Annotated in this window: 18 protein-coding genes; 4 read left to right on the plus strand and 14 right to left on the minus strand. The window is 40.2% G+C overall.

The genetic code is table 11. From position 1 onward, the window contains the following. Positions 1–19: 19 nt before the first annotated feature. From ACE1AT_RS24165 to ACE1AT_RS24195, 7 genes are all read right to left on the minus strand, one after another. Entirely contained in the window at positions 20–1,735 is a 1,716-nt protein-coding gene (locus ACE1AT_RS24165) for a fumarate reductase/succinate dehydrogenase flavoprotein subunit (protein ID WP_374873014.1), read from the minus strand. A 140-nt stretch (positions 1,736–1,875) separates the two neighbouring features. Then, positions 1,876–2,694 carry an ABC transporter ATP-binding protein gene (locus ACE1AT_RS24170; protein WP_374873016.1) on the minus strand — a complete coding sequence of 273 codons (819 nt, stop codon included), beginning with the start codon at positions 2,692–2,694 and terminating at the stop codon, positions 1,876–1,878. A gap of 122 nt (positions 2,695–2,816) precedes the next feature. Then, positions 2,817–3,734, minus strand: a complete 918-nt coding sequence (locus tag ACE1AT_RS24175) for an ABC transporter permease (protein WP_374873018.1) — start codon at positions 3,732–3,734, stop codon at positions 2,817–2,819. Between the two features lie 90 nt (positions 3,735–3,824). Further along, entirely contained in the window at positions 3,825–5,318 is a 1,494-nt protein-coding gene (locus ACE1AT_RS24180; protein WP_374873020.1) for an ABC transporter substrate-binding protein, read from the minus strand. Positions 5,319–5,540: 222 nt separating this feature from the next. Next, positions 5,541–7,646, minus strand: a complete 2,106-nt coding sequence (locus ACE1AT_RS24185; RefSeq protein ID WP_374873022.1) for an acylase — start codon at positions 7,644–7,646, stop codon at positions 5,541–5,543. Positions 7,647–7,689: 43 nt separating this feature from the next. Continuing rightward, positions 7,690–8,289 (minus strand): ABC transporter permease, encoded by a 600-nt coding sequence (locus ACE1AT_RS24190; protein ID WP_374873024.1) that lies wholly within the window; start codon positions 8,287–8,289, stop codon positions 7,690–7,692. Further along, positions 8,289–8,990 (minus strand): ATP-binding cassette domain-containing protein, encoded by a 702-nt coding sequence (locus ACE1AT_RS24195; RefSeq protein ID WP_374873026.1) that lies wholly within the window; start codon positions 8,988–8,990, stop codon positions 8,289–8,291. The genes ACE1AT_RS24190 and ACE1AT_RS24195 overlap by 1 nt, the downstream gene beginning before the upstream one ends. 358 nt (positions 8,991–9,348) lie before the next feature. Here ACE1AT_RS24195 and ACE1AT_RS24200 point away from each other — a divergent pair, with 358 nt between their 5' ends. Genes ACE1AT_RS24200 through ACE1AT_RS24210 form a run of 3 tightly spaced genes read left to right on the plus strand, consistent with a single transcriptional unit; the run spans position 9,349 to position 12,221 of the window. Then, a complete protein-coding gene (locus ACE1AT_RS24200) occupies positions 9,349–10,380 on the plus strand; it encodes a FecCD family ABC transporter permease (RefSeq protein WP_374873028.1) in 1,032 nt (343 codons plus the stop codon). Then, complete coding sequence (locus tag ACE1AT_RS24205; RefSeq protein WP_374873030.1) at positions 10,377–11,417, plus strand: FecCD family ABC transporter permease; 1,041 nt, start codon at positions 10,377–10,379, stop codon at positions 11,415–11,417. The genes ACE1AT_RS24200 and ACE1AT_RS24205 overlap by 4 nt, the downstream gene beginning before the upstream one ends. A 3-nt stretch (positions 11,418–11,420) precedes the next feature. After that, positions 11,421–12,221, plus strand: coding sequence for an ABC transporter ATP-binding protein (locus tag ACE1AT_RS24210; RefSeq protein WP_374873032.1), 801 nt, complete (start codon positions 11,421–11,423; stop codon positions 12,219–12,221). Here ACE1AT_RS24210 and ACE1AT_RS24215 read toward each other — a convergent pair. The 4 genes from ACE1AT_RS24215 to ACE1AT_RS24230 form a co-directional block, all read right to left on the minus strand. Further along, the gene (locus ACE1AT_RS24215; RefSeq protein WP_374873034.1) at positions 12,218–13,762 is read right to left on the minus strand and encodes a glycosyltransferase family 39 protein; all 1,545 of its coding nucleotides are present in this window, start codon (positions 13,760–13,762) and stop codon (positions 12,218–12,220) included. The two genes, ACE1AT_RS24210 and ACE1AT_RS24215, sit on opposite strands and share 4 nt — an antisense overlap. A gap of 162 nt (positions 13,763–13,924) precedes the next feature. Continuing rightward, positions 13,925–14,515 (minus strand): class I SAM-dependent methyltransferase, encoded by a 591-nt coding sequence (locus ACE1AT_RS24220; RefSeq protein WP_374873036.1) that lies wholly within the window; start codon positions 14,513–14,515, stop codon positions 13,925–13,927. A gap of 123 nt (positions 14,516–14,638) precedes the next feature. Then, positions 14,639–15,097, minus strand: coding sequence for a hypothetical protein (locus ACE1AT_RS24225; RefSeq protein ID WP_374873038.1), 459 nt, complete (start codon positions 15,095–15,097; stop codon positions 14,639–14,641). Positions 15,098–15,385: 288 nt separating this feature from the next. Next, positions 15,386–16,561, minus strand: coding sequence for an MFS transporter (locus ACE1AT_RS24230; protein WP_374873040.1), 1,176 nt, complete (start codon positions 16,559–16,561; stop codon positions 15,386–15,388). A gap of 305 nt (positions 16,562–16,866) precedes the next feature. Between ACE1AT_RS24230 and ACE1AT_RS24235 the strand changes: the two genes are divergently transcribed. Continuing rightward, positions 16,867–18,681 carry an ABC transporter ATP-binding protein gene (locus ACE1AT_RS24235; protein WP_374873042.1) on the plus strand — a complete coding sequence of 605 codons (1,815 nt, stop codon included), beginning with the start codon at positions 16,867–16,869 and terminating at the stop codon, positions 18,679–18,681. Between the two features lie 51 nt (positions 18,682–18,732). Here the strand turns inward: ACE1AT_RS24235 and ACE1AT_RS24240 are convergent, their stop codons facing one another. The 3 genes from ACE1AT_RS24240 to ACE1AT_RS24250 all read right to left on the minus strand — a co-directional run bounded on the left by ACE1AT_RS24240 (position 18,733) and on the right by ACE1AT_RS24250 (position 23,054). After that, complete coding sequence (locus tag ACE1AT_RS24240) at positions 18,733–19,110, minus strand: DUF1636 family protein (protein ID WP_374873044.1); 378 nt, start codon at positions 19,108–19,110, stop codon at positions 18,733–18,735. 80 nt (positions 19,111–19,190) lie between these two features. Further along, on the minus strand, positions 19,191–19,961 hold the full coding sequence (locus ACE1AT_RS24245; RefSeq protein WP_374873046.1) for an iron-siderophore ABC transporter substrate-binding protein: 771 nt from the start codon (positions 19,959–19,961) through the stop codon (positions 19,191–19,193). A gap of 327 nt (positions 19,962–20,288) precedes the next feature. Further along, the gene (locus ACE1AT_RS24250) at positions 20,289–23,054 is read right to left on the minus strand and encodes a TonB-dependent siderophore receptor (RefSeq protein WP_374873048.1); all 2,766 of its coding nucleotides are present in this window, start codon (positions 23,052–23,054) and stop codon (positions 20,289–20,291) included. Positions 23,055–23,300 lie beyond the last annotated feature (246 nt).

The raw sequence follows: 23,300 nt of genomic DNA on the forward strand, positions 1-23,300 counted from the left end.
CTCTGAACTTGACGCAAACCTAGCGAACCGCAACATCGTAAACTTCTTTCTCTAGATCCACCTCCACCACATATGGCTCAATCTGGCGCTTAAAGAGAATCATTTCTCCCGACTCATGCTTTTTCAAGTTAACGTGGCAGAACCATTCCTCATTATTTTTTTCTGGGTAGTCTAACCGATAGTGGTATAATCCCCAACGACTTTCTCGCCGATACAGCGATGACCGGGCTGCCATTTCCGCGCAATCTCGAATAAAGTGAACCTCCATACACCGCATCAGTTCGTGGGGATCACGAGCGCCCATCATGTCCAAAGTCTCGCTGTAGCGGGTAAAGTAGTTTAACCCAATTTCCATTTTGTGACCAACTTTGGGCGGCTGTAGATAATCGTTGACAAGTCTGCGTAATTTATACTCCACTTGTGTATGTGGAATACCATTCGGGCGAGTCAGCGGAGCATAGATCCGTGCTTTTTCTGCTGCCAAAAAGTCTAAGTCAGGCTCGATATGCTCCAAGTCTTGGATGTAATCTACAGCACGTGTACCTGCTAATCGTCCAAAAACAAATGCCCCAATCATGTAATTATGGGGAACACTTGCCATATCCCCTGCTGCATACAATCCTGGTACAGTTGTTTCCGCCTTCTCATTTACCCAAACACCAGATGCGCTGTGACCACTGCACAAACCAATCTCAGAAATGTGCATTTCTACGCCATGAGTGCGGTAATTTTCTCCCCGCCCTTCGTGGAACCGCCCCCGACTAGGGCGTTCGTTTGACCAAAGAATGGATTCAATCTCAGCGATCGTATCTTCATCGAGGTGGGTCATTTTGAGTTGGATCGGTCCTTTACCAGAGTGAAGTTCTTTCCAAACCTCCAGCATCATTTGACCGCTCCAATAATCACACCGGATGAAGCGATAACCTTCAGCATTGGCGGTGTAAGCACCAAAGGGACCAGCAACATAAGCACAGGCGGGTCCATTATAATCTTTGATCAATGGATTAATCTGAAAACATTCGATATTGGTTAGCTCTGCTCCGGCGTGATATGCCATCGAGTAGCCATCCCCTGCATTCGTGGGATTTTCATAAGTACCGTAGAGGTAGCCAGACAGAGGTAGCCCCAAACGCCCACAGGCTCCGGTACAGAGAATTACTGCCTTTGCTTGAATGACGACAAAATCCCCCGATCGCACGTCAAACCCAACAGCCCCAATCGCACGCCCATTCTGCACGAGTACACGAGTTGCCATAACGCGATTGGTGACTCTGGCTTTATGTCGTTTCACCTGACGGGTCAAAATCGTTTTGAGATCCTTGCCTTCTGGCATCGGTAATACATATTTTCCCACCCGATGCACTTGTTTTAAGTCGTAATTTCCTTGAGTATCTTTTTGAAACTTAACTCCCCAACTTTCCAGTTCTTGGATGATCTCAAAGCCAAGTTTACCAGTTTGATAAACTGCTTTTTGGTTTAGGATACCATCATTAGCAATGGTCACTTCGCGCACATACTGCTCTGGGGTGGAATTGCCAGGAATCACAGCTGTGTTGACTCCATCCATACCCATGGCGATCGCACCACTGCGACGAATGTTTGCCTTTTCTAAAATCAGCACATCACCATCGGGATTCGCTTGCTTGGCCTTAATTGCTGCCATTGTTCCCGCCGTACCCCCGCCAATGACCAGAACATCTGTCTGTATCCGTTGTGTGTTGATTTGAATATCCACTTTGATCTCCTCTCTAGCCGTTGCAGTTATCAGTTGTCAGTTATCAGTTATCAGTTGTCAGTTAATAATTTTCTTCCCCTGCTCCTCTGCTCCCTGCTCCCTATTCACTGTTCACTGATGACTGATAACTGTTTACTGATTCAATCTAACTCCATACTTTTGAGTGTTTCTTCTCGAATTAACTCAAAAATTTGCCGATTCATTTTCACAAATTCAGGCGACAATAGACTATCGATATGGCGAGGACGTTCTAGATGTACATCAATCTTCGCTTTGATATTACCGGGATTAAAACCCATGACAAAGATTTTGTCACTCAGAAAAACAGCTTCCTCAATATCATGGGTAACAAAAATCACCGTTGTTTGGAAATTACTCCAAATCGTTAACAATAGCTCTCGCATCATCTGACGTGTTTGGGCGTCCAAAGCTGCAAACGGTTCATCCATCAGTAGTACTGAAGGAGAGTTGACTAACGCTCTGACAATACTTGCACGTTGCTGCATTCCGCCTGAAAGTTGATGAGGATAGGAATGTCGGTGCTTATAAAGACCGACTCGATTTAAGTAATCACTCACCAACTCCTGGCGTTCTGATTTTGGTACTCCCCGAATCTTTAGCCCAAATTCGACATTCTGAAATGTGGTTTTCCAAGGTAACAAAGAATACTGCTGAAAAACAAAACCCCGGTCAGCACCTGGAGTACTGACTTGTTGTTTGTCAACAAAAACATTGCCACTAGTTGGTTTGATAAATCCAGCGATCGCATTCAGAATTGTTGATTTGCCACAACCTGACGGCCCCAATAAACAAGCAAATTCACCAGGATGGAGTTGAAGATTGATCGAATCTAAAACCTGTACCGTATGACCCTTCCGCTTAAAACAGACAGACAAATTCTCTATTTCGACGAATCCCTTTTGCGATCGCACCGAACTTATATTCGCCAGTGTTGCCATTTGTGGTAAATCTCCTGGACGTACAGTAATAACTTTACCTATTACCTATTGCCTATTGCCTATTGCCTATTGCCTATTGCCTATTGCCTATTGCCTATTGCCTATTGCCTTGTTCGATCAATTTATGGATTCTGCTTCTTCGTCACTCGCCACGGCATCAGCAACCGAGTTAGCCAATCAACGGCATAAGTGCTAAAAGCACCCATTAAACCAATCATTAACATTCCCATGACGATGGGGGGATAGTTCGATGTCACATAGGACTCCCAAGTCAGATAGCCTATGCCATAACGACCTGCCAGAATTTCAGCCGTGACTAAGCAGAACCAGGCGTTACCCATGCCAATCACCAGACCACTGGCAATACTGGGCATTGCTCCTGGCACAACAATATCTTTAAATAGATGCCACTGCTTTGCTCCCAAGCATTGACCCACCCGCAGCAGTAATAAATCTGTATTCTCGACGCCTCGGATGGTGCTGATGAGAATTGGGAAGAACGCACCGATGAAGGTGATATAAATCATTCCAGATTCTGAAGAGGGAAACATCAGAATTGCAAGCGGAATCCAGGCTACGGCGGGAATCGGTCTCAATAGCTCCAAGGGTGGAAATATCAAGTCTTCAATCTGCTGGAACCAGCCGATTAAGATGCCCAGGCTAATGCCAACCAAAGCAGCGATCGCAAAGCCAGATATGACTCGAACTGTGCTGGCCCAAATGTGCAGCATCGGGTTGTTGGAGAAGAACTCGATGGTTGACCCCAGAACTTCTAAGGGTGATGGTATCAGCGTGAAGTTAATAAAGAAGTTGAATTTGATGGTGCAGAGAAATTGCCAAACACCAAAAAATAACACTAGAGAAAGAACCCGCCGGAATCCCTTGGGGCTAAAAAAGAAGTGGAAGGGCGTTGGCGTACCCTCTCCTTTGGAGAATCGCTCACGGCGGTGTAACAGATTCAATGAGTGGGCGATTGTGGCGCTAAAGCCTCCAAACACTTTGCTTTTGAGTGAGGAACGCTCAGAAAACGGGCCAGACATTGAATACCTCTAGATAGTAGGTGTCCCCAACCTAGCTTCTCATAAATTTCGCAGCTGTTTTGTAACAATGTTCAAAGCTATCTTTAATTTTTATAACTTCGATGGTTGTTGAGTTTGAGCATAGGATTGCTGTAATCCTTTAAAATCAACAACTTTGACACCTGATTTTTGAGCAAAATCTTGAGCATTTTTCTGAGTTAAGAATGCAGAAATTTCATTACCATCTTGAACATAGAAGGAGTTTTCGGCTAGCAGTTTCCAACCATTGTTGCGATCGTGAACGAAGATTACCCCTTCATCCTGTTTACGTTCAGCCTTCAGCTTTTGTGACATTGCCATCATGTTTTTGATGGAGGCAAAATTCATCACTTTATCGTTACCTTTGAGCCAGAGTTGAGCAGCCATTTTCGGATTTTTAATCGGTTCCTTAGTTTGGGCATCTTCACCGGAAATCACAAAGTCTTTTGCATTTGCAACCTCATCATAATTGAGACCAACTTCTTTCATGGCTTGCCGCAAATAGCTATCATCCGCCCACTTTGTCACATCTTCAGGATTGACACTAGCATCTAACCGACCCAATTGCTTCAAGGTGACAACGCTATTTTTTAGAGCATCAAAGTTAACTTGACGAATTGTGGGATTAATTTGTTGTAATCCGGAGGGGCCAAAAAACATGTACATTACTTCACGCTCAACCCCACACCATTTCTCAACATTCGTTGCCATGGCCTCTGGCTGTTCTCGGAACATCTTATTTGCTTCTAACAATGCTTTAAGATAAGCCACAACAATTTCCGGATTTTCTTTAGCAAAATCTGAGCGGACTAACACTCCATGAAAGGTTGGAACTCCTGTCTCTGCTCCGTCGAAAATTTTTCGAGCAAAACCCCGAAAAGGAAATAGCTCACCGAAGGGAACAAAGTTAGCATGGGCATCAATTTGACCTGTCTTCAAACTGCTTCCGCCAACTTCTGGACTTTGGCTAATCAGAGTTACATCTTTCTGCGGATCTATCCCTACATTCCTGAAAGCTCTCAACAACATTCCGTGAGCAGCTGAACCAAAAGGTGCAGAAACTTGCTTGCCTTTCAACTCAGTTAAACTATTAATAGGGCTATTTTTGGGAACCATCACAGCATTCCCCGCTCCATTTGGGCTATAGGCAAGGCTGGCAATGTAAATTGTTCTTACACCATTTCCCTTCTGCTGGAACGTTGTCATATTAATGGTTGATGGGAAGTCACCCATCATACCAATATCAATTTGATTTGCCAACATTTTATTGGTGATGGGAGGCCCTGATGTATAGCTTGTCCACTCGATTTTGTATTCTACGTTTTCATATTTACCAGTTTTAGGTAAGTACTTTTCTAAAAGTTTCTCCTCTCGAATGACAGCACCTCCCGTTACCGTGTTAATGGTTTGATCTTGGGTGCCAATGGCAATGCGAATTACTTTTTTATTGGTGGAAGAGCGGCTGGTGGTATTGATCGAATTATTGTCGGAAGTCTGGTTAGAACAAGCACCAGTAAAAACTAGAGAAACTAGTAGTAAGCAAGATAGTAAATTTCTTCGAGTCATCGGGTATACACACATAACAGAATAAATCCTTGTTTCGTTGAGTTAATTCAGAGGACAAAATCAGCCTGGTTTGATTAGGTTAACGGCAGGTGATAGCGCAGAAGGCTTGGCATAATTCTCCCATGAATCAAAAGCTGTACATTTAAAATAAAGTCGTGAAGCTTAGTGGTGCAGAAAACTTTTTTTCTTTATTTTGTCAATCATTATTACTTGACCGGCTCTCTAGAATACTTTACGTTCTTCTAGATGAGCAAGAATATCTGAACGATCGCGCCACACAGGACGCAACTTTTTGTTGGCGAACATCTGTAACTGGTCGCTACTATGGCGTGATCCGGGTTGAGTTGCGTTACCGTAGGTAGTTAGTACCATTGCTCGTACTGGGTTAGAAAATTCAATTGCAGCAACATAAGAATCTCCTGCAACCGCTTGGAACTGACCGTTTTCACTAGGAGCAAAATCGACTGTACGAAAAATTCCTAAGTTACCATCCCCGCCATTACTAGGCAAATCTATATCCCCCAACCGTAGCCGGAAAACATCCCCCCACGCTACATCCATCGTTTTATAAGTTTTTTCTAGCTGTGCTGCAACCGTTTGGAGTGTAGCAACTGCACTTTGAGAATTAGCTAAACCATCGGGTGTAGTGCGGGGAGATTTTTCACTCCAAGGTTTACTAAAAGTTTTATCTAAGTCTATCTGTTGCACCCAAAAGGCAAATAGTACTCCTCCCCGACTCTCTGCATTGGCTTGGCGATCCCAGGCTTCTAAGACACTAGCTGCTCGCTGTCCTAAATCATTACCATACTTGCGTGCAGCTGGGATTAAATCATCCAAAATCCGATCAGCCAATTCCATCCGGGTAGAGTGCTTGTATGCAACCATTTCATCAAAAGATATTTTTTTATCCTCAGCCAACATCTTTACAGAATTTTGTGAGCGGAAATCCATATAACGAGGAGCCATGTAAGGTGGGTAATTCTCTGGATTAATTGCGGCTGGAAATGTAGTTGTCCAAGGTGGGTCATTTGTATTTTGTAACCAACCACTTTTAGGATCAACTATCCGTGGTAAATCTTGGTAAGGATGAATTTTTGTCCATAAGGTTTTAGATGTATCACCAGGGATCACACCTTGCCAATATGCAAAGTCTCCTTGAGAACGTACCGGAACTTGACCGTTGAATAGGTGCATAATATGCCCTTCTCTGTCCGCGTACATTACCGTAAACATTGAGAGTTGTAGGCGCTTGAGTGCGGTTTCAAATTGCTTGAGGTTTTGGGAACGTGCCATATCCCACCACTGCTGGAGTACACCTGGTCGGTCAAGACCTGCTACTCTCAGCGCCAAAGCTTTACCATTTTTCTCTGTGACTACAGGCCCGTGAACAGAAGTTTTCACTACTAATGGTTGCTCTTGCAAGGAGCCATCTTTCTGTTTGATCTTCAACGAGAGGGTTTTTGTGTCGAAGTTACGAACTTTGTTATCAAAGCGATAACCTTTATCCGCCAATGTCAGTTCGTAAACATCCCAGCCATCGTAGGTATTAACAGTGTGAGTCCAGCCCAAGTTGTTGTTAAATGCGATCGCCAATACAGGAATACCCACAAGTGTTGCTCCGTAAGCATCAATTCCTGGCGCGGTGATCTGGGCTTCATACCACAAAAATAAATCTGACCAAGGTAGGTGTGGGTTTGCTAACAACATTGCCTTGCCACTGGTAGAATGACTTGGTGCGATCACCCAACCATTAGATCCTGCTTGCAATTTTTCTTTGCTTAAGCCTAATATTTGCTCTGGATTAGCTACAAAGGTGAAATTGAGTACCCGATGTAGATGAGCCATGACATCTTCCGGCTTGACTGGTAGCACTACCTTGACTTCATTGTCAATCAACTTCGGATTTTGGGAAGCATAAGCATTGATCCCAGCCGCAAAAGCATTGAGATAACTGCGAAAAGTTGGATTCTGTGCCTTGTACCAAGTACGAGCGCGTTCTGATATTCCAGTCGTCAGTACCCATTGATCTGACTGTGCATATTTCTCTCCCCAGTACTCGGCTGCGCGTCCTCGTGCTTGACCATAGAGACGTAAAAGCAAATTTCCATGACTTTGCATTTGCGACCAACCGAAGGCATAAAATGCACTCTGGTTATCTTTACCGTATATATGCGGAACGCCAAAAGTATCCCATAATATCTCTGTGGATTTTGTTGGTACGGCTATAGTTTGGCTACTTACAAACAAAACCAGTATCAAACTGAGTATTAATGGTAAAACGCGTATTGATTTTCTTTTGTAAACCCTGAGTAAAATATCAATCCTCATTCACACCACCATGTGCAGATGTAACGCCTGTAATTTGTTATTTTTACTTACGTAATAAATGTGTAAGCTGGTGATTTAGATTAAACAGAACAAGAAAAGCTAAGATGACAACACCCATTGTGGCGATCGCAACTCCTGCTGCCTGTGCAAAAATAATTACAATCTGGTAGCGGATGGCATCATTAGGATTTAACCGATCTAAACTCAAAGATGTACCAGTCAGGGCATTACCCAAGACCATACCCAAAAGTGGAATCAAATACTGAGGCTCGTACCAAGGCTGTACACGTAGAATACCACTAACTATTATCCCAGTCACTAAAAATGAACCACTCAAAAGCGAAATAAAATTGTTCCAATAAATACTAGGAAAACGCCTACGTGTACGGTTGACACTAGATACACCAGCGATACATGTCATGCCCAAAGCCAAAACTATGATTAATATAGGATTGCTCAGAGTAAACACCCACTGCAATATGTAACCCACTAGTAGCAACTGTATGACCATCCGTAGTGAGGCTATCCCCAGACTCCGTTCCAGTCCCAACCGCAGACTAAAAGAAAGACCTATATTGACGACAATAAACAAAGTCGCCAAAGCCAATTGTCCATAACTAATCTGGATATAATTGGTTTCCATTAGTCTTTTTCCTTTAGGGTAATTTGGCGGTTGGTAATGCGTTCCAACTGGGTAGGATCATGACTTGTCCAAAAATATGCCCTGTAAGGTTGTTCATTTTGCCAAACTGCAACTAAAGCCTCTAAACTTTGAGCAGTGATCGCATCCAGTGAGGCGGTTGGTTCGTCTAATAGCAGTATAGAAGGTGAAAGTTGCAAAGCTCGCAAAAAGGCAACAATCTGCGCTTCACCACCAGAAAGAGCGCTTACAGGACGGTGCAAAAAATCAGGCGTTTTCTGTAAAAGATGCAGATAGTTTAGAATCAACTCGTGTTTATAAACTTGATGGCGGTGGACTGCTAATCGGTAAACTTGCTGAAGATTTTCCTCTACAGTTCCTTCCCAAAGAGCTGGTCGCTGGTGCAAATAAATGATTTGGGAACGATAAATGGGCATAAAATAGGAGTGAATTGGCTTTTGGTGAAAAATAACTTGTCCTGCTTGCACTGGATCGAGACCAGCTAATGCTCGTAGCAGCAAACTTTTACCAGATCCAGAAGCACCTACCACTGCGATTTTTTCCCCTGGAAATACTTGAAAATTTAAGTTACTCCAGATCCAACTTTCCTCAACTTTTCGACCCAAGTCTTGGACACAGAGAATAGGGTTGTTGGGAGACAGTTCTAGCTCAGTGGTCTGGTTTTTAGTAAGTTGATCTTTCATAGCTGTCTCCCGATAATCTTCAGAATACTTTGCGTTCTTCTAAAATGGGCAAGAATATCTGAGCGCGATCGCCCGCCGATATAGCACGCAAATGCAGGACACTACTTTTCGTTAGCTAACTTTGCATTTGCCACCAACAGAAGGCATAAAATAATCTAACAATATCACTTTATTGAGAAACTATATCAAAGCTTGAACGATATGTTTGATTCCTGTTTAAAAATCGGGAAGTAGCTACATGATCGCCAAAATAATGTAATCTATATATAAATTTATCAAGAAAGATTATCAATTTGATCATTATAAAGCTGTTCAATATTGAGAGTGCCGATTAAAGAAACAAATAACCAGTATCAGCATGACAAAAACAACTACAGCATTACCTAGAGGCTGGAAGACACCCCCGCTCACATCCTTGGTAGGTTTAGTTCTAGGACTAGTACTTTTACTAATTTGTTTGGTGTACAGTGTCACACTAGGTGCTGCGGATATTCCTCTAAGTAAGATTTTGGAATCCTTTGTCACTTTTGATGGTTCCTATGAACATCTAGTGATCCAGAGTGTCAGATTACCGCGATCGCTTATTGCTATGCTTGTGGGATCAGCCCTTGCAGTAGCCGGAGCGTTAATGCAAGGTTTGACACGCAATCCTTTAGCAGATCCAGGAATTTTGGGAATTGAGTCAGGAGCAGCACTGGCTGTAGTTGTAACAGTTTTTGTTTTGGGTAGTTCGTCTTTGAGTATTTTAACTATTGTGGCTTTCTTGGGGGCAGGAGCCACAGCAATGTTAGTTTACTTTCTTGGTTCTCTAGGACGAGGAGGAGCTACCCCACTGAATCTGACAGTAGCAGGCGCAGCGCTCACGGCTCTGATTTATTCTCTGACTACTGCTATTCTCATCGTCAGTCAACGCACTTTAGAAGAAATTAGATTTTGGTTAGCAGGTTCATTAGCAGGTCGAGATACTAACATCCTCTTACAAGCATTGCCTTTCGTTGCTATTGGACTAATAGTTGCTTTTACCCTTGGTAGACAGATTACTACCATGAGTCTAGGTGAAGATGTCGCCAAAGGCTTAGGTCAACAGACAGCTTGGATTAAAATAATCACCGCGATCAGTGTTGTTTTACTAGCAGGAAGTTCAGTATCGCTTGCAGGGCCAATTGGTTTTATTGGCTTAGTCGTTCCTCACATTGTGAGATTTTTCATTAAAGCCGATTATCGTTGGATTTTGCCTTACTCGGCAATTGTGGGCGCAATTTTAGTTCTGGTTGCAGATATTGGCGCTCGTGTGTTAGTCAAACCGCAGGAGTTACCTGTAGGTGTCATGACAGCACTGTTTGGCGCTCCCTTTTTCGTGTACTTGGCTAAGTCAAAGGTGAAAAAATGAGTTTTGATTGGCTAGTCATCCGTTCCCAGGCGATATCTTTCCGTATCGACCGACGTGTACCACTAATACTGCTATGTTTGGCAGTAGCGATCGCATTAGCAATGGTGATGAATTTAGAGCGAGGTGAATATCCAATTTCGCCTTTGGATATTGTCAAAACTGTATTGGGTATAGATACAGGGAACCCAGATCATGCTTTTGTGATTCATAACCTACGTCTACCCCGTAGCCTTGTCGCTTTTATGGTAGGAGTGGCGCTGGCAATTTCTGGCACTATTTTTCAAGGGTTGACACGCAATCCATTGGCTGACCCTGGTATTATTGGTATCAATGCTGGGGCAAATTTGGCAGCAGTGACAATGATTATTTTATTTCCATCAGTACCAATTTACACTTTGCCCCTTTCAGCCTTTGCAGGTGCTTTGTTGATGGCTGTCTTAATTTACTTGTTGGCTTGGAATAAAGGTAGTTCGCCGATTTTATTAATTTTGATGGGAATTGGTTTATCTGCGATCGCTAGTGCTTTCACCAACTTGATGATTACCTTTGGAAATATTTACGACGTTAGTGCTGCTTTGGTTTGGTTAGCTGGAAGTGTTTATGGGCGCACAAGTGAACAAGTATTTTCTTTATTACCGTGGTTAATTATTTTTGTACCACTGGCTTTGACACAAGCCAGACATTTAAACGCTTTAAATTTAGGAGATGATGTCGCCAAAGGTTTAGGTAGTCAGGTAGAGTGGCAACGTGGTTTATTAGTCCTAGTAGGTGTAGCCTTAGCAGGTGCATCAGTCGCCACCGCCGGAAATATTAGTTTTGTTGGTTTAATCGCACCCCATATAGGAAGACAGTTAATAGGCCCAAACCATGAAGGATTGATTCCTACCGCAGCGCTTTTGGGAGGAGGGATTGTTGTGATGGCAGATTTTTTAGGAAGAATATTGTTTGCACCTATTGAACTTCCTTGTGGAGTGGTAACTGCTGCTGTTGGCGCTCCTTATTTTCTGTATTTATTAATTCGTAATCGTAAAAAGTAACCTATGAAAGGACTGTCAACCAAAAGCCTATCTTTAGCTTACGATGGTGCGACGATTATTCGTGAGCTGAATTTGGCAATTCCCGTCGGACAAATTAGTGCTTTAGTTGGTGCTAATGGTTGTGGTAAATCAACTTTACTGCGGGGTTTAGCAAGATTACTTAAACCTTGTAGCGGTACTGTATATCTTGAAGGAACATCTATTTTTAATCTTTCCACCAAAGAAGTAGCACAGCAGTTGGGTATTTTGCCACAAGGTCCGGTAGCACCGGAAGGGTTAACAGTGCGAGATTTGGTAGCACAAGGACGTTACCCTTATCAAAATTGGTTACAGCAATGGTCAGTCAAAGATGAAAAAATCGTACAGCAGGCGCTAGAGATTACAAATTTGTTGAAGTTGGCAGACAGAGCATTAGATACTTTATCTGGTGGACAACGACAGCGAGCCTGGATTGCAATGGCGCTGGCACAGGATACAGATATTTTACTTTTGGATGAGCCGACTACTTTTTTGGATTTGGCGCACCAGATAGAAATTTTAGATTTGTTGTATGAGTTAAACCAAACTCAAGGACGAACAATTGTGATGGTGTTGCATGATTTAAATCAGGCGTGTCGTTATGCTGATTACTTAGTTGCTGTCAAAGATGGTCGCATTTTTGCTGCTGGAGAACCAAAACTAGTCATGACTCAAGAAATGGTTCAAGAGGTTTTTGGGTTGGAGTGTCGTATTGTGAGTGATCCTGTTGTAGAAACGCCCATGTGTGTACCGATAGGACGCAAGGGGAAAGGAAATTTGTGTTAATTAACATCAATGGATACGATATTTCTACTCAAAATGGAACGTAACGATAGGTACATTATTAGCAGCAAAGGAGCAACTAAAAACACTATGGCATACCAAGGGATGCCAAAATAGAGCATCATATTAGCCCAAATATATACAGTATTACTACAATAGCTATTGATTGCAGGAGTTCCCGCCACTTCTAGCGGTGGTGATTGAGTAAAAATCCGATATATATTTCCTATGGCAGCTTTTAGCATATCTATTGCTTGACTATTCCAGAAACTCCAAATAAAGAAATCATCACTAGCCATTCCATTTTTTTCTGCTAATTTTAATCTAAAATACCAATTTGAGATAATTGAAGAGAGTGAAATAATAAAGCCAAACCCAGCAAGAAAAGTACCATATATTTTCAATTTTGCATTTTTCAAGACATATTCTATATTGATAGCAAACGGAATAAACATAATAGGTAAAATAGTAATTATGTGACGAGGCCCCCATCCCCAAGCACCATACCAATTCCTTAATCTTGCATGTAGCAAGAACCAGAGTACAGTAATCACTAAAACATACATAGCTTCTTTCTTGTGTTCTCTATAAAATTTATAAAATAGAAATACTGATAAGATCAGTAGTGGTGCATAAATAAAAATACTTTTGCCAGGACTTAACAAAAGTCCACCTAAACCTATAATTAGATTACCATCTAAGGAATTGGTACTTATGTATGTTTCTGTTTGAACAGGAGAAAGATAAAAAATGCCTGTTCTTAAATTGTTATACCAAAACTGCCACAAAACAAAAGGTAAGAGTGTAAATAATCCAATAGATATTCTTCTCGTTAACTTTGTGACTGATTTAGTGATAAGAATCAGGTAAAAGAAAGAAGTCACTATTGCTAAAATCATAGAAATTCTGGTAATAAAACCCAGTCCTAATAAAATAAAACTAGTGACTAAATGCCACCACTTGTTACTCTGTTTATAGTTCAATAAAAACAAAAAAGATAGAGTTAACAATGTTGTAGATAATATAGTATCGTATAATTCTCTAGAGTAAGTCCAGAAATAGGTAGTTAAAGCTAAACATAGAGTTGCCAGAAAACTTGTAATAACTTGTAGAGAAAATCCCACACGCAAAATTCCAAAGAAAGTAGTTGCAGTTATTGCAGAATAGACTCCACCTTGAAAGGAAACTATAAACTGTTGAATTATAGTTATCAATTTTTTGTCACTGATAAAATTTGACAAAATATTTTCTATTAAAAAGTTCAAAAATGCGGTAGGTAATAAGAACAGTGCATTTCCAATCTCGTGTGCAGCATATATTCTTCCATTTGGTGCTGCTACAAAAACTCCCGGTATAGGCTGTACATCAAAGCCTAAGTGTCCATGTTTAACAATTTGTTCTGCAACTAAATAAGCATACCTACCTTCTGAAGAATCCCATCCATTGTTACTGAGAGCGAATAAGGCCCAAAAAAATAGAAAGACGCTGAAATACTTCTTATGATTAGGCTCCATTGACTGCCAAAATTTGATTATACTTTTCATGCAAACGCTCCTTGTTCCATTTTTTCAGATAAAAATTCCAAACTATTGGTAGGAATTTTCTGCAAAATAAACTTTGAAAAAACCAAAATTTGCATCTTATTTTAGGGAATCCTGGCAAAAGCGATCGCACAAATGCCAATTAGGATACTGCAACATCACACCTTAAGGAACTAGTGCCACAATTTGAAAATGTGGATACCAAAGAGTCCAACACAGAATCGGTTGGCTAACAATTGCTCCTGTTGATTGCAAAACCTGAACAATATCTCTAGACCGACGTTGGTGAACCCATTCTCTAGCTAGCAATAAGTCATGAAGCTGATTCATACAAGATCCGAGAATTTTCGATGCTTCTATGTCTTTAATAATCAACTTCGCTCCTGAATCCATAGTGGCGACGGTTTTTCGGATAAAATCATTTTGCCGTTCCAAAGGAATGTGGTGCAGAACATCAATCATAGTTACTGTGTCATATCCAGACAGGTTCGGAGGAGTTTCCTCTGGATGCAAGTGGAATACTTGAAATCTCTGAGGTTCGATTTCAAAAGCTTTAGAAGCTTTCACTGCTTGACGCGAAATATCATAGCCATGAGCAACTGTGACTGACCGGAATTTTAAAGCAAGATAGAGTAATGCTCCAGTTCCACAGCCAATATCATAAAGACTTGCGCCTTCAGGAATCTCTGAAAGAACCAAATCAAGGGGACAGATAAATGGGCGATAGCGTGTCTTGAGTGCAGCAAGACCAGACATTTTTTTACAGGGTGATTTAAGTGCGTGGAAGAGGCTCAAAGAATTCATACAAAAAAATCTTTAGATTGAAAGTTGTAAATCCTCAACAGACACCTTGATTGCTGATTTCTTCAGGCGTAAGATTTACTCGATCCAGCCTCGATGTTTCAACCAGAGAATAACAAGACAGGTGAAAACCCAACCACCGACAGTTACCAGGATTGACAAGTCCTTCAAGAGAATTTCTTCTGGTCGTTCGCTGCGTCCACCTTGCTCAACACCGATGTCAGTACGACGGGCAATTTCCTCCGGATCACTGAGGAGACGTTGACACTTCACAGGATGCTGACGGTCAGATTTTACATCCGCAATGTCATTCAGCGGATAGAAACTACTAGATGTACAACAAAAAACTAAGAATGCCAGCAGGCTACCCAATAGAGATGAGAGGTTGATGCTAAATGCAAACAAGGGTGCTGCAAATACTACTAGGTTTTTTGTCCACTGCCTGGGGCGTAGAGTAGCTAAATACGGGAGCTTTATGGTACGGGCTGATGTAGCCGACAAAGGTTGAGCGACAAGCGAATTCCGTCGAAAATCCATGAGATTTCGGTCTCTTTATCTAGAGGAACATTACGGTAAACGCACTTCATCCTGTATCCACTTTCTATTAAAACGTTTAGCAACTGTTATCTAAATTTTACTTTTAGTGATACTAGTAACCTAGTGGATAAAGCCAAATTTCTATACATTTTAACCCAAGTTGCGACTTATTAACTTTCAGTCGAATACAGTGTAACTTAAAATCTCAGGTTGAACAGCAATCAAATCTATACAATTTATTTTGAGCGATCGCATACCCGTTGAGCTTGCTTCTCCTGTAGGGTAGAATTATCGCCTTTTATTTACTAATAATAATCCTGTTGCTAAAATTGCAAAAATACTTCCAGTAATAAAAGTAGCTTTTGGACTGAGTAATTCCCACAAACTGCCCGCTAAAATACTCGCAATTAAAAGCGCTACACCAATAGCCAAGTTAATAAACCCAAAAGCAGTTCCCCGCAAATTTGTAGGGACTGTTTCTGCAACCATGGCCGACAATATGCCCTTGGTCATTCCCTGATACAATCCATACAGCATAAACAATACCCATATTTGCCACGAAACAGAAGTAAACGCAAAACCCAAATATGCCAAAGCATACAGTAAAAAACCACTCACTAACAGCCTTAATCGACCAATTCTATCTGATAGTAATCCAGCCGGATATGCACTCAAAAAATAGGTAATATTCATTACAACTATTGTTAAAGGTATGAAAGCAGTTGATACTCCTATTTGCTGTGCTTGCAGCAATAAAAAAGCATCGCTGGAGTTACCCAAATTAAACACTAAAGCAACTGCAACTAACATCCAGTATTCTTTACCCAAACTCTTGAGACTATTTCTATTTAGAAGATTTTTCTGTGTTTGTTCAAATTTTGTCTTTGGTTCCTGTATAAAAATAGCCAATAAAACTACAGCAAAAATACCTGGTATAAGTGCCACCCAAAAAACTAACTGAAAGTTTTGCCCAAACAGAGATATCAAAACAAATGTAACAATTGGTCCTGTAAATGCACCAATAGTATCAAGGGACTGACGCAAACCGTAAGCTGCTCCCAGATTAGCTTTATTGGTAACATCTGCGACCAATGCATCACGAGGAGCAACGCGAATACCCTTGCCAACTCTATCTCCAAAACGCGCCATCAGAACCCAAACGGGACTGCTAGCTATAGCGAATAAAGGTTTTACCAAGGTCGATAAACCATACCCAATCACAGCAAGTTGCTTGCGTTGTCCAAAATAATCGCTTAATATTCCAGAAAATACTTTTAATACAGAAGCCGTTGATTCTGCAATTCCTTCAATCAAGCCAACAGTAAATAAGTCTGCTCCGAGAGTGGAAACAAGAAATAGGGGCAAGATTGAATCAATCATCTTAGTGCTAATATCTGTCAACAGACTAACAAAGCCCAAAATCCAGACATTACGCGGAATATTGTGGAAAATTTGATGTTTCACTAATTTAATGATGGAATATTTAATAGTGAGAGACTCACGCACAGGTCAAGGAAAAACGTAGACACGAAGGATGGGGATAAGAGTTTCCGAGAATTTTTGCGTAAGCCCTAATTTATTATCGTTTATTTTCTGATTTTTGAGAATTACTATCATTTGTCAGTAGAAGCTGCTACTCTAGAAAAGAGTAAGTTATGAATTCCGACATGTACATAATACTCAATAAACTTTTTTGCAACACTTTAACTATCTTGTAGAGTGCGTTTTAAGTAGCGTATCAATCACGTAACTACAAACAATAAACAGTCGTGGCAATAACATCAAAGAAATCTCTTAAAGTTTCTAATCAGCGTCAGAATTCAGCCTATCCTTTACAACGCTTGTTAAACTATGGAAGTCAATATCGCCAACAAATTTGGCAAGCCACATTATTTTCTATCATTAATACGATTTTAGATTTAGCACCACCTTGGTTAATTGGTGTGGCGGTGGATATTTTAGTCAAGCAGCAAGATTCTGTAATTGCTCAGTTGGGTATAAAAGATATATTTTGGCAATTTTTACTGCTTTCAGTTGTCACTATTATTATTTGGATACTAGAATCTGCTTCCGAGTACGCATATAGTACTCTTTGGCGTAATTTAGCTCAAAATATCCAGCATGATTTACGCTTAAATACCTACAATCATGTACAAGAATTAGATTCTGCTTACTTTGAAGAAAGTAGTACTGGCAGTTTGATGTCGATTTTGAATGATGATATCAACCGATTGGAAGATTTCTTAAATTTTGTTGCTAATGAAATTATCCAAATTACCACCTCAGTGATTATTTTAACTTGTGGTGCTTTTTGGATTTTACCTCCGGCGATTACCTTGGCGACATTATTACCAATGCCGTTGATTCTTTGGGGTTCTTTTACTTATCAAAAGCTGCTGGAAGATCGTTATGCAGAAGTGCGAGAAAGGGTAGGTTTTCTCAACTCAAGATTGGCTAATAACCTCAGTGGTATTAATACAATTAAAAGTTTCACTGCTGAAGCTTATGAAAGCGCTAGATTTGCCGGAGAAAGCGAAGCATATAGAAAAAGTAATACTAAAGCAATTAGACTTTCTGCCGCATTTAATCCTTTAATCAGAATGTTAATTTTAGTAGGCTTTACAGCCTTACTATTTTGGGGAGGTATGGCGACCTATGCTGGTAAGTTATCTATTGGTAGCTTCAGTGTTTTACTCGTTTTAGTACAGAGATTGTTGTGGCCATTAGTAACATTAGGAGAAATATTTGATAAATATCAAAGATCAATGGCTTCTACCAATCGCATCATGGATTTATTAGATGCTCCCATTAATATTATTTCAGGATATAAAGATTTACCTGTTGAGCAAGTACGTGGAGAAATTGACTTCCAACAAGTCACTTTTGCTTATCACGATAGAGAGCCAGTAATTAAAAATTTATCCTTACATATCCCCGCAGGGAAAACTACTGCAATTGTTGGTTCTACAGGTTCCGGTAAAAGTACTTTAGTGAAATTATTATTGCGATTTTATGATATCTCTTCAGGAAGAATTATTATTGATGGTATTGATATCCAGGAATTAAATTTAGGTGATTTGCGTCGCAGTATCGGCTTAGTCAGTCAGGATGTATTCTTATTTCATGGTACTGTTGCTGAAAATATCGCCTATGGAACTTTTGATGCTACGGATGAACGAATAATTGTAGCTGCGAAAATTGCGGAAGCCCATGATTTTATTATGCAGCTACCCCAAGGTTATGAGACAATAGTTGGCGAGCGCGGACAAAAATTATCTGGTGGACAACGCCAAAGAATTGCGCTCGCCAGAGCTGTTCTCAAAAATCCGCCGATATTAGTTTTAGATGAAGCCACATCGGCAGTGGATAATGAAACGGAAGCTGCTATTCAACGTTCTCTAGAACGGATTACAGTTAATCGAACAACGATCGCGATCGCTCACCGTCTTTCTACTATCCGTAATGCTGATTGCATTTATGTAATGGAATATGGAAAATTGGTTGAGTCGGGGACTCATGAGAAATTGTTGGAGAAGAATGGAATTTATAGTAATTTATGGCGGGTACAATCAGGGGTGAAATAAAATTTAACCCTTGTAGAGACGCGATATATCGCGTCTCCATTTAGATTCATACTATGATTTTATCGGTGGAATTTGCGTGAAAATAGCAGACTTTAAAAGTTTAGGAAGCTGTTCCCAAGTGAAAGCTCCTTGACAACTTTTGATATACATTTGCATAAATTCCATTAATGCTGACGCACTTTTGTCTGGAGAAAGATTAACAAATAGATAGGTAGGTTTATCGTGGCTCGATACAGCTACAACACAGCCTTGTTTGCAAGCCCATAAACACTCAACAGGCTGAATTTCAAATTCCTCAGAGGGAAATTTTTCAGCACGCAAATTATTTAGTTGGTCAATTAAAATATCGCCATCGAAAGGTAATTTTTTTGGTCGTCTTTGAGATGAACGGTGACAGGATTTGCAGACGAAAAGCGTATGTTTTGACATAAATTTAGGGAGTATTGACGAGGTATTTGAATAAATCATCAATTACTGCATCAGAGGGATAGGATATATTTAGTCATGATTTAGGGTGTGTTGATGAGGTATTTAAATAAGTCATCAAGTATCTTGTTTACTCCCAAAGGACCAAAGCTAGCCCATACATCTGGTTTCACCTCATAAACTCGTTTATTCTTGACAGCTTTTAGTGAAGACCAAAGAGGATGTTGCAAATAGTGTGAAAGAGGTGTTTTTGCATAGTTGATAACAAATATGATATCAGTATCATATTTCTTTAATGCTTCAATACTTAATGTCACACTATAATTTTTTTGGTTCTCGATTATAGGCAAGCGACGAATACCAATATCAGTAAGAACTTGGTTATAAACTACATTCAGATTAGACACAAAAAATAAATCTTTACCAGAGTAGTTATAACCAATAACAGATACTTTGATTTTTTTTAACTGCTGTTCTATCTGTTTCTGTAATTCGATAATTCTTTTTTGATATTGATCTAAAACTTGTTTAGCTTTTTCTTCCTCACCTAAAACTTGAGCAATAAACTGAAGATTATCCTTAAAAGAAGTCTCAAATTTACTTCTATCAATTATCACTGTTGGTGCAATTTTAGAAAGTAAATTATAAAGCGTATTATTTCCTTCTCGTGCTAGGATTAAATCAGGTTTCAGCATAAGAATTTTTTCTAAAGAAGGCTGAGTTACTGAGCCAACTAACTCTATACCTTGAGATTGTTCAGCAGACAATCCACGGAATTTAATACCCTTATGTTGCCAATATGATGTTGCACCGATTGGTTTGATACCAAGGGCTAATAATGGGTCTAGAATCACTGAATCATCTAGCGCAATAATTCGGTGCGGTTTAACTGGAATGACAGTTTCACCTAAAGAATGTTTTACAATTCTTGTCCTGACAGGTGATTGGGAAGTAGAGGAAATTTGCTTATATTGATTTAAGTTAACAGGATTAAAACTACCATGACAAGCCCCAAATAAAATGACAATCGCTATCCCGAATAAAAATAGCTTGAAAGCGTGATTAACTCTAAGAATACTTTATTCTCCTTTGATAAATTAATCAAAATAGTAGACCATGTCTTAATTCCAAAGGGCAAACTTTGAATAATTTGCCCTCTGAAATTCATTTAATCCGAAGCGTCAAAACCTCCAAGATACTGTTCCTTGCACCGTGAAAGGCTGTCCATAATTAACGCGAGTAGCACTTGATCCATTTTCAAAATATTCGACATCAAACAGATTTTTGAAGTTGAGTGCAAATCTAAATGTATCTCTATTATAGAAAATAGCTGCGTCAGTCCGAAGATAGCTAGGAAGATCGTAAGTATTTCCTAAATCTCCAGCGCGATCGCCTGCAAAAAACAAGCCTAAACCAAATCCTATACCTTGTAAATCACCTTTTTGAATTTCATAGGTTGTCCATAGGTTGAAAGAATGATATGGAGTATTTGGTAATTGATTTCCAGGATCATAAGTATTATCTTTAGTAATCCGTGCATCAGTATAAGCATAGCCTGCGATAAAATTCCATCCCGGCAAAATTTCACCCGCAAGATTTAGTTCAATACCTTGGCTGTTCTGCTCACCCGTTTGGATTTGAAAACCTGGATTATCAGGATCTTCCGTTAAAACATTTGTACGAGTTAAATCATAGAACGCCAAGGTTGCTGATAATCTGTCATTTAAATCTGCTTTTATCCCAACCTCATACTGACGACCCCGTTCTGGTTCCACAGAATTGTCTAAACCACCGCCAAAAAGAAATACACCGCTTCCTGGAGTAAATGAATTAATATAGCTAGCATAAAGTGAAATAGCTGGGATAGGTTGATAGACAATCCCAAGACGAGGACTAAATGCACTATCTGATAAATTGCTTTCTGTGTCAGCAGAGAAATCTTCAGATTTTTGATCAAAAGCATCAAAGCGTCCACCTAATAGCACTTTTAAGTTATCTGTCAGCGAAATTTGGTCTTGAATATAAATTCCCAATGAGTTCGTTACAGTTGTATTACTAATTTCTGGACTAAGCACACCTCGTGGTTGACGGTAAATCGGATTAAAGATATCAATTGGTGCAGCAGTAGTAGAAGTAAATTTTGGTACTTTGTTTTCAAAACTATTCAAATCAATCCCAAATAATAGCTGATGCTCAATTGAACCAGTTGAAAATTTACCAACAACATTCGTAGTCAAATTATAAGATGTGCTTTGAAAGTCGAATTCTCGGTAGGAACGATTCAGGGTTCGATTATCTGCTTGCAATCTTCCAGGGAATGTTCTTTTGTCACTGTAATCACGAAAACTGAACAAGAAAGCATTGCGTAACGACCAGTTGTCATTAAACTTATGTTCTAGTTGGTATCCAATTCTGCTAAGTGATGCATTTATTTCATCTGAAGGTTCACCAACGTTACGATTACGGGGTATTTTACCATTAGGGTTATCTAATACAGAGCCAATGACGGGTACAAATGGTGTGAATCCAGAATCTCTGGTTTCAATATAGTCTCCCTCTACGATCAGGTTAGTTCTCTCACCAATTGCCACACTGATTACAGGCGATATATTAAAATGTTCGCTATTGTAAAAATCGATAAAACTACCTGAATTTCTGTAAGCTGTGTTGAGACGATACAACACTGTTTTTAAATCATTTAAGGGCCCAGATAAATCAATCGCACCTCGATAGAAACTGTTACTACCAAAAGTTGCATCAATACCATAAAAAGGTTCACTCAAGGGACGTTTAGTTATTATGTTGATGCTTCCGCCTGGATTACCTAAACCAAATAGCACTGATGCGGGTCCCTTGAGGACTTCAACTCGTTCAACACTGGAAAGTTCAACTGATTCTCCAGCTCCTGCATCAACTTGACCATTTCTGAGCAAATTATTACCTGACGCTTCAAATCCACGAATTCTGTAGGTGACGTATGGTCCAGAGTTAAATTCTTGAGTTACACCAACAACATTTCTCAGAGCATCATCTAAGCGGGTAATTTGCTGGTCACGTAACACTTGTTGTGGTACCACCTGAATCGATTGGGGAATGTCACGCAAAGGTGTATCGGTTCTTGTTCCGGTAGTAGTATCTGTGACGCTATACCCATCTTGCTCTCCCGTCACTACTAATTCAATCGGCTCATCCTGTTCCTGTTGTGCTGTTGGTTCCTCTTGTGGTGTTTCAGGTTGCTGTGGTGGCTGGGTTGCTGTTGTAGCCGAATTTATACCAAAAACCAACCCTACATTATCGTCAAATAATTCAACGGCTGGCAAAGCGTTTTCACCTACCACTGTCACTCGCACCGTATTGGCATCGATATTTGTAACTGTTATTTCAGTAATACCCGCAAGTGGTTTTTCTGAACGAAATACAAATGGCTCACCGGAAGGTAAGCGCAATTGCCCACGAGATATATCTGCAATAAAATTATTACCTGTACTGCGATTTGTAACTTGTAATTGTTCTCCAACAGGTGTTTCTAAAATTACCTCAATACCTGCCTGTGTAGGATTTGCTTTCACTCCGGTAATTGGTATGACTTGACCCCCACTTCTTTGTTCTGGGTTAGGAGAGTTAGTTGGTGTTGGTGACTGTACTAACCTTTGGGCGTTAGTAGCGGGAAGTTGGATTTCTCTGAGTTGAGGAATATTTTTAGTTGTTTTATCCGACTTTGCTCTTTGCTGTGAACTTGCAATCTGAGACTTTTGGAGTCTGGTTTTTCTAGTATTGGAAGCTAATCTCGGAGATTTGGTGATGACAAATTCTTTACCCAATGTAGATTTCCCTGACGTCTGGTCTTGAATATCCTCGCTTGCATCCTGAGCTTTAACAGGAGTGCTTATAAAAACAACAACCACACCTGTCAGCAGCAGGCTTTGAAAAAATCTATCTGACTTCATTTATCCGCTTTCACTCAATCACACTACTGGCCTGTACTTGAAGACATAATGACGAATTTTGCAAATCATTGTCATTTAGTTTAAGTTATTTGAATCATATTATGGAGTGACACAATACACAAGATAATTAATAATCTTTTTTATTTAGTTATGGATGCCAAGTAATAATTACTTTTAACCCAGATAGTTGCTTGACGAATAGGAAGCGGGAATTGACACAGTGACGTGGAAAAAAATTGCAAGATG

The sequence above is a fragment of the Pelatocladus sp. BLCC-F211 genome (assembly GCF_041928655.1).
Lineage (GTDB): Bacteria > Cyanobacteriota > Cyanobacteriia > Cyanobacteriales > Nostocaceae > Pelatocladus.

Excerpts from the sequence above, each read along its gene's own strand:
- ACE1AT_RS24170 (WP_374873016.1), bottom strand. The coding sequence starts at position 2,694 with ATGGCAACACTGGCGAATATAAGTTCGGTGCGATCGCAAAAGGGATTC.
- ACE1AT_RS24175 (WP_374873018.1), bottom strand. The coding sequence starts at position 3,734 with ATGTCTGGCCCGTTTTCTGAGCGTTCCTCACTCAAAAGCAAAGTGTTT.
- ACE1AT_RS24180 (WP_374873020.1), bottom strand. The coding sequence starts at position 5,318 with ATGACTCGAAGAAATTTACTATCTTGCTTACTACTAGTTTCTCTAGTT.
- ACE1AT_RS24185 (WP_374873022.1), bottom strand. The coding sequence starts at position 7,646 with ATGAGGATTGATATTTTACTCAGGGTTTACAAAAGAAAATCAATACGC.
- ACE1AT_RS24190 (WP_374873024.1), bottom strand. The coding sequence starts at position 8,289 with ATGGAAACCAATTATATCCAGATTAGTTATGGACAATTGGCTTTGGCG.
- ACE1AT_RS24195 (WP_374873026.1), bottom strand. The coding sequence starts at position 8,990 with ATGAAAGATCAACTTACTAAAAACCAGACCACTGAGCTAGAACTGTCT.
- ACE1AT_RS24200 (WP_374873028.1), top strand. The coding sequence starts at position 9,349 with ATGACAAAAACAACTACAGCATTACCTAGAGGCTGGAAGACACCCCCG.
- ACE1AT_RS24205 (WP_374873030.1), top strand. The coding sequence starts at position 10,377 with ATGAGTTTTGATTGGCTAGTCATCCGTTCCCAGGCGATATCTTTCCGT.
- ACE1AT_RS24210 (WP_374873032.1), top strand. The coding sequence starts at position 11,421 with ATGAAAGGACTGTCAACCAAAAGCCTATCTTTAGCTTACGATGGTGCG.
- ACE1AT_RS24215 (WP_374873034.1), bottom strand. The coding sequence starts at position 13,762 with ATGAAAAGTATAATCAAATTTTGGCAGTCAATGGAGCCTAATCATAAG.
- ACE1AT_RS24220 (WP_374873036.1), bottom strand. The coding sequence starts at position 14,515 with ATGTCTGGTCTTGCTGCACTCAAGACACGCTATCGCCCATTTATCTGT.
- ACE1AT_RS24225 (WP_374873038.1), bottom strand. The coding sequence starts at position 15,097 with ATGGATTTTCGACGGAATTCGCTTGTCGCTCAACCTTTGTCGGCTACA.
- ACE1AT_RS24240 (WP_374873044.1), bottom strand. The coding sequence starts at position 19,110 with ATGTCAAAACATACGCTTTTCGTCTGCAAATCCTGTCACCGTTCATCT.
- ACE1AT_RS24250 (WP_374873048.1), bottom strand. The coding sequence starts at position 23,054 with ATGAAGTCAGATAGATTTTTTCAAAGCCTGCTGCTGACAGGTGTGGTT.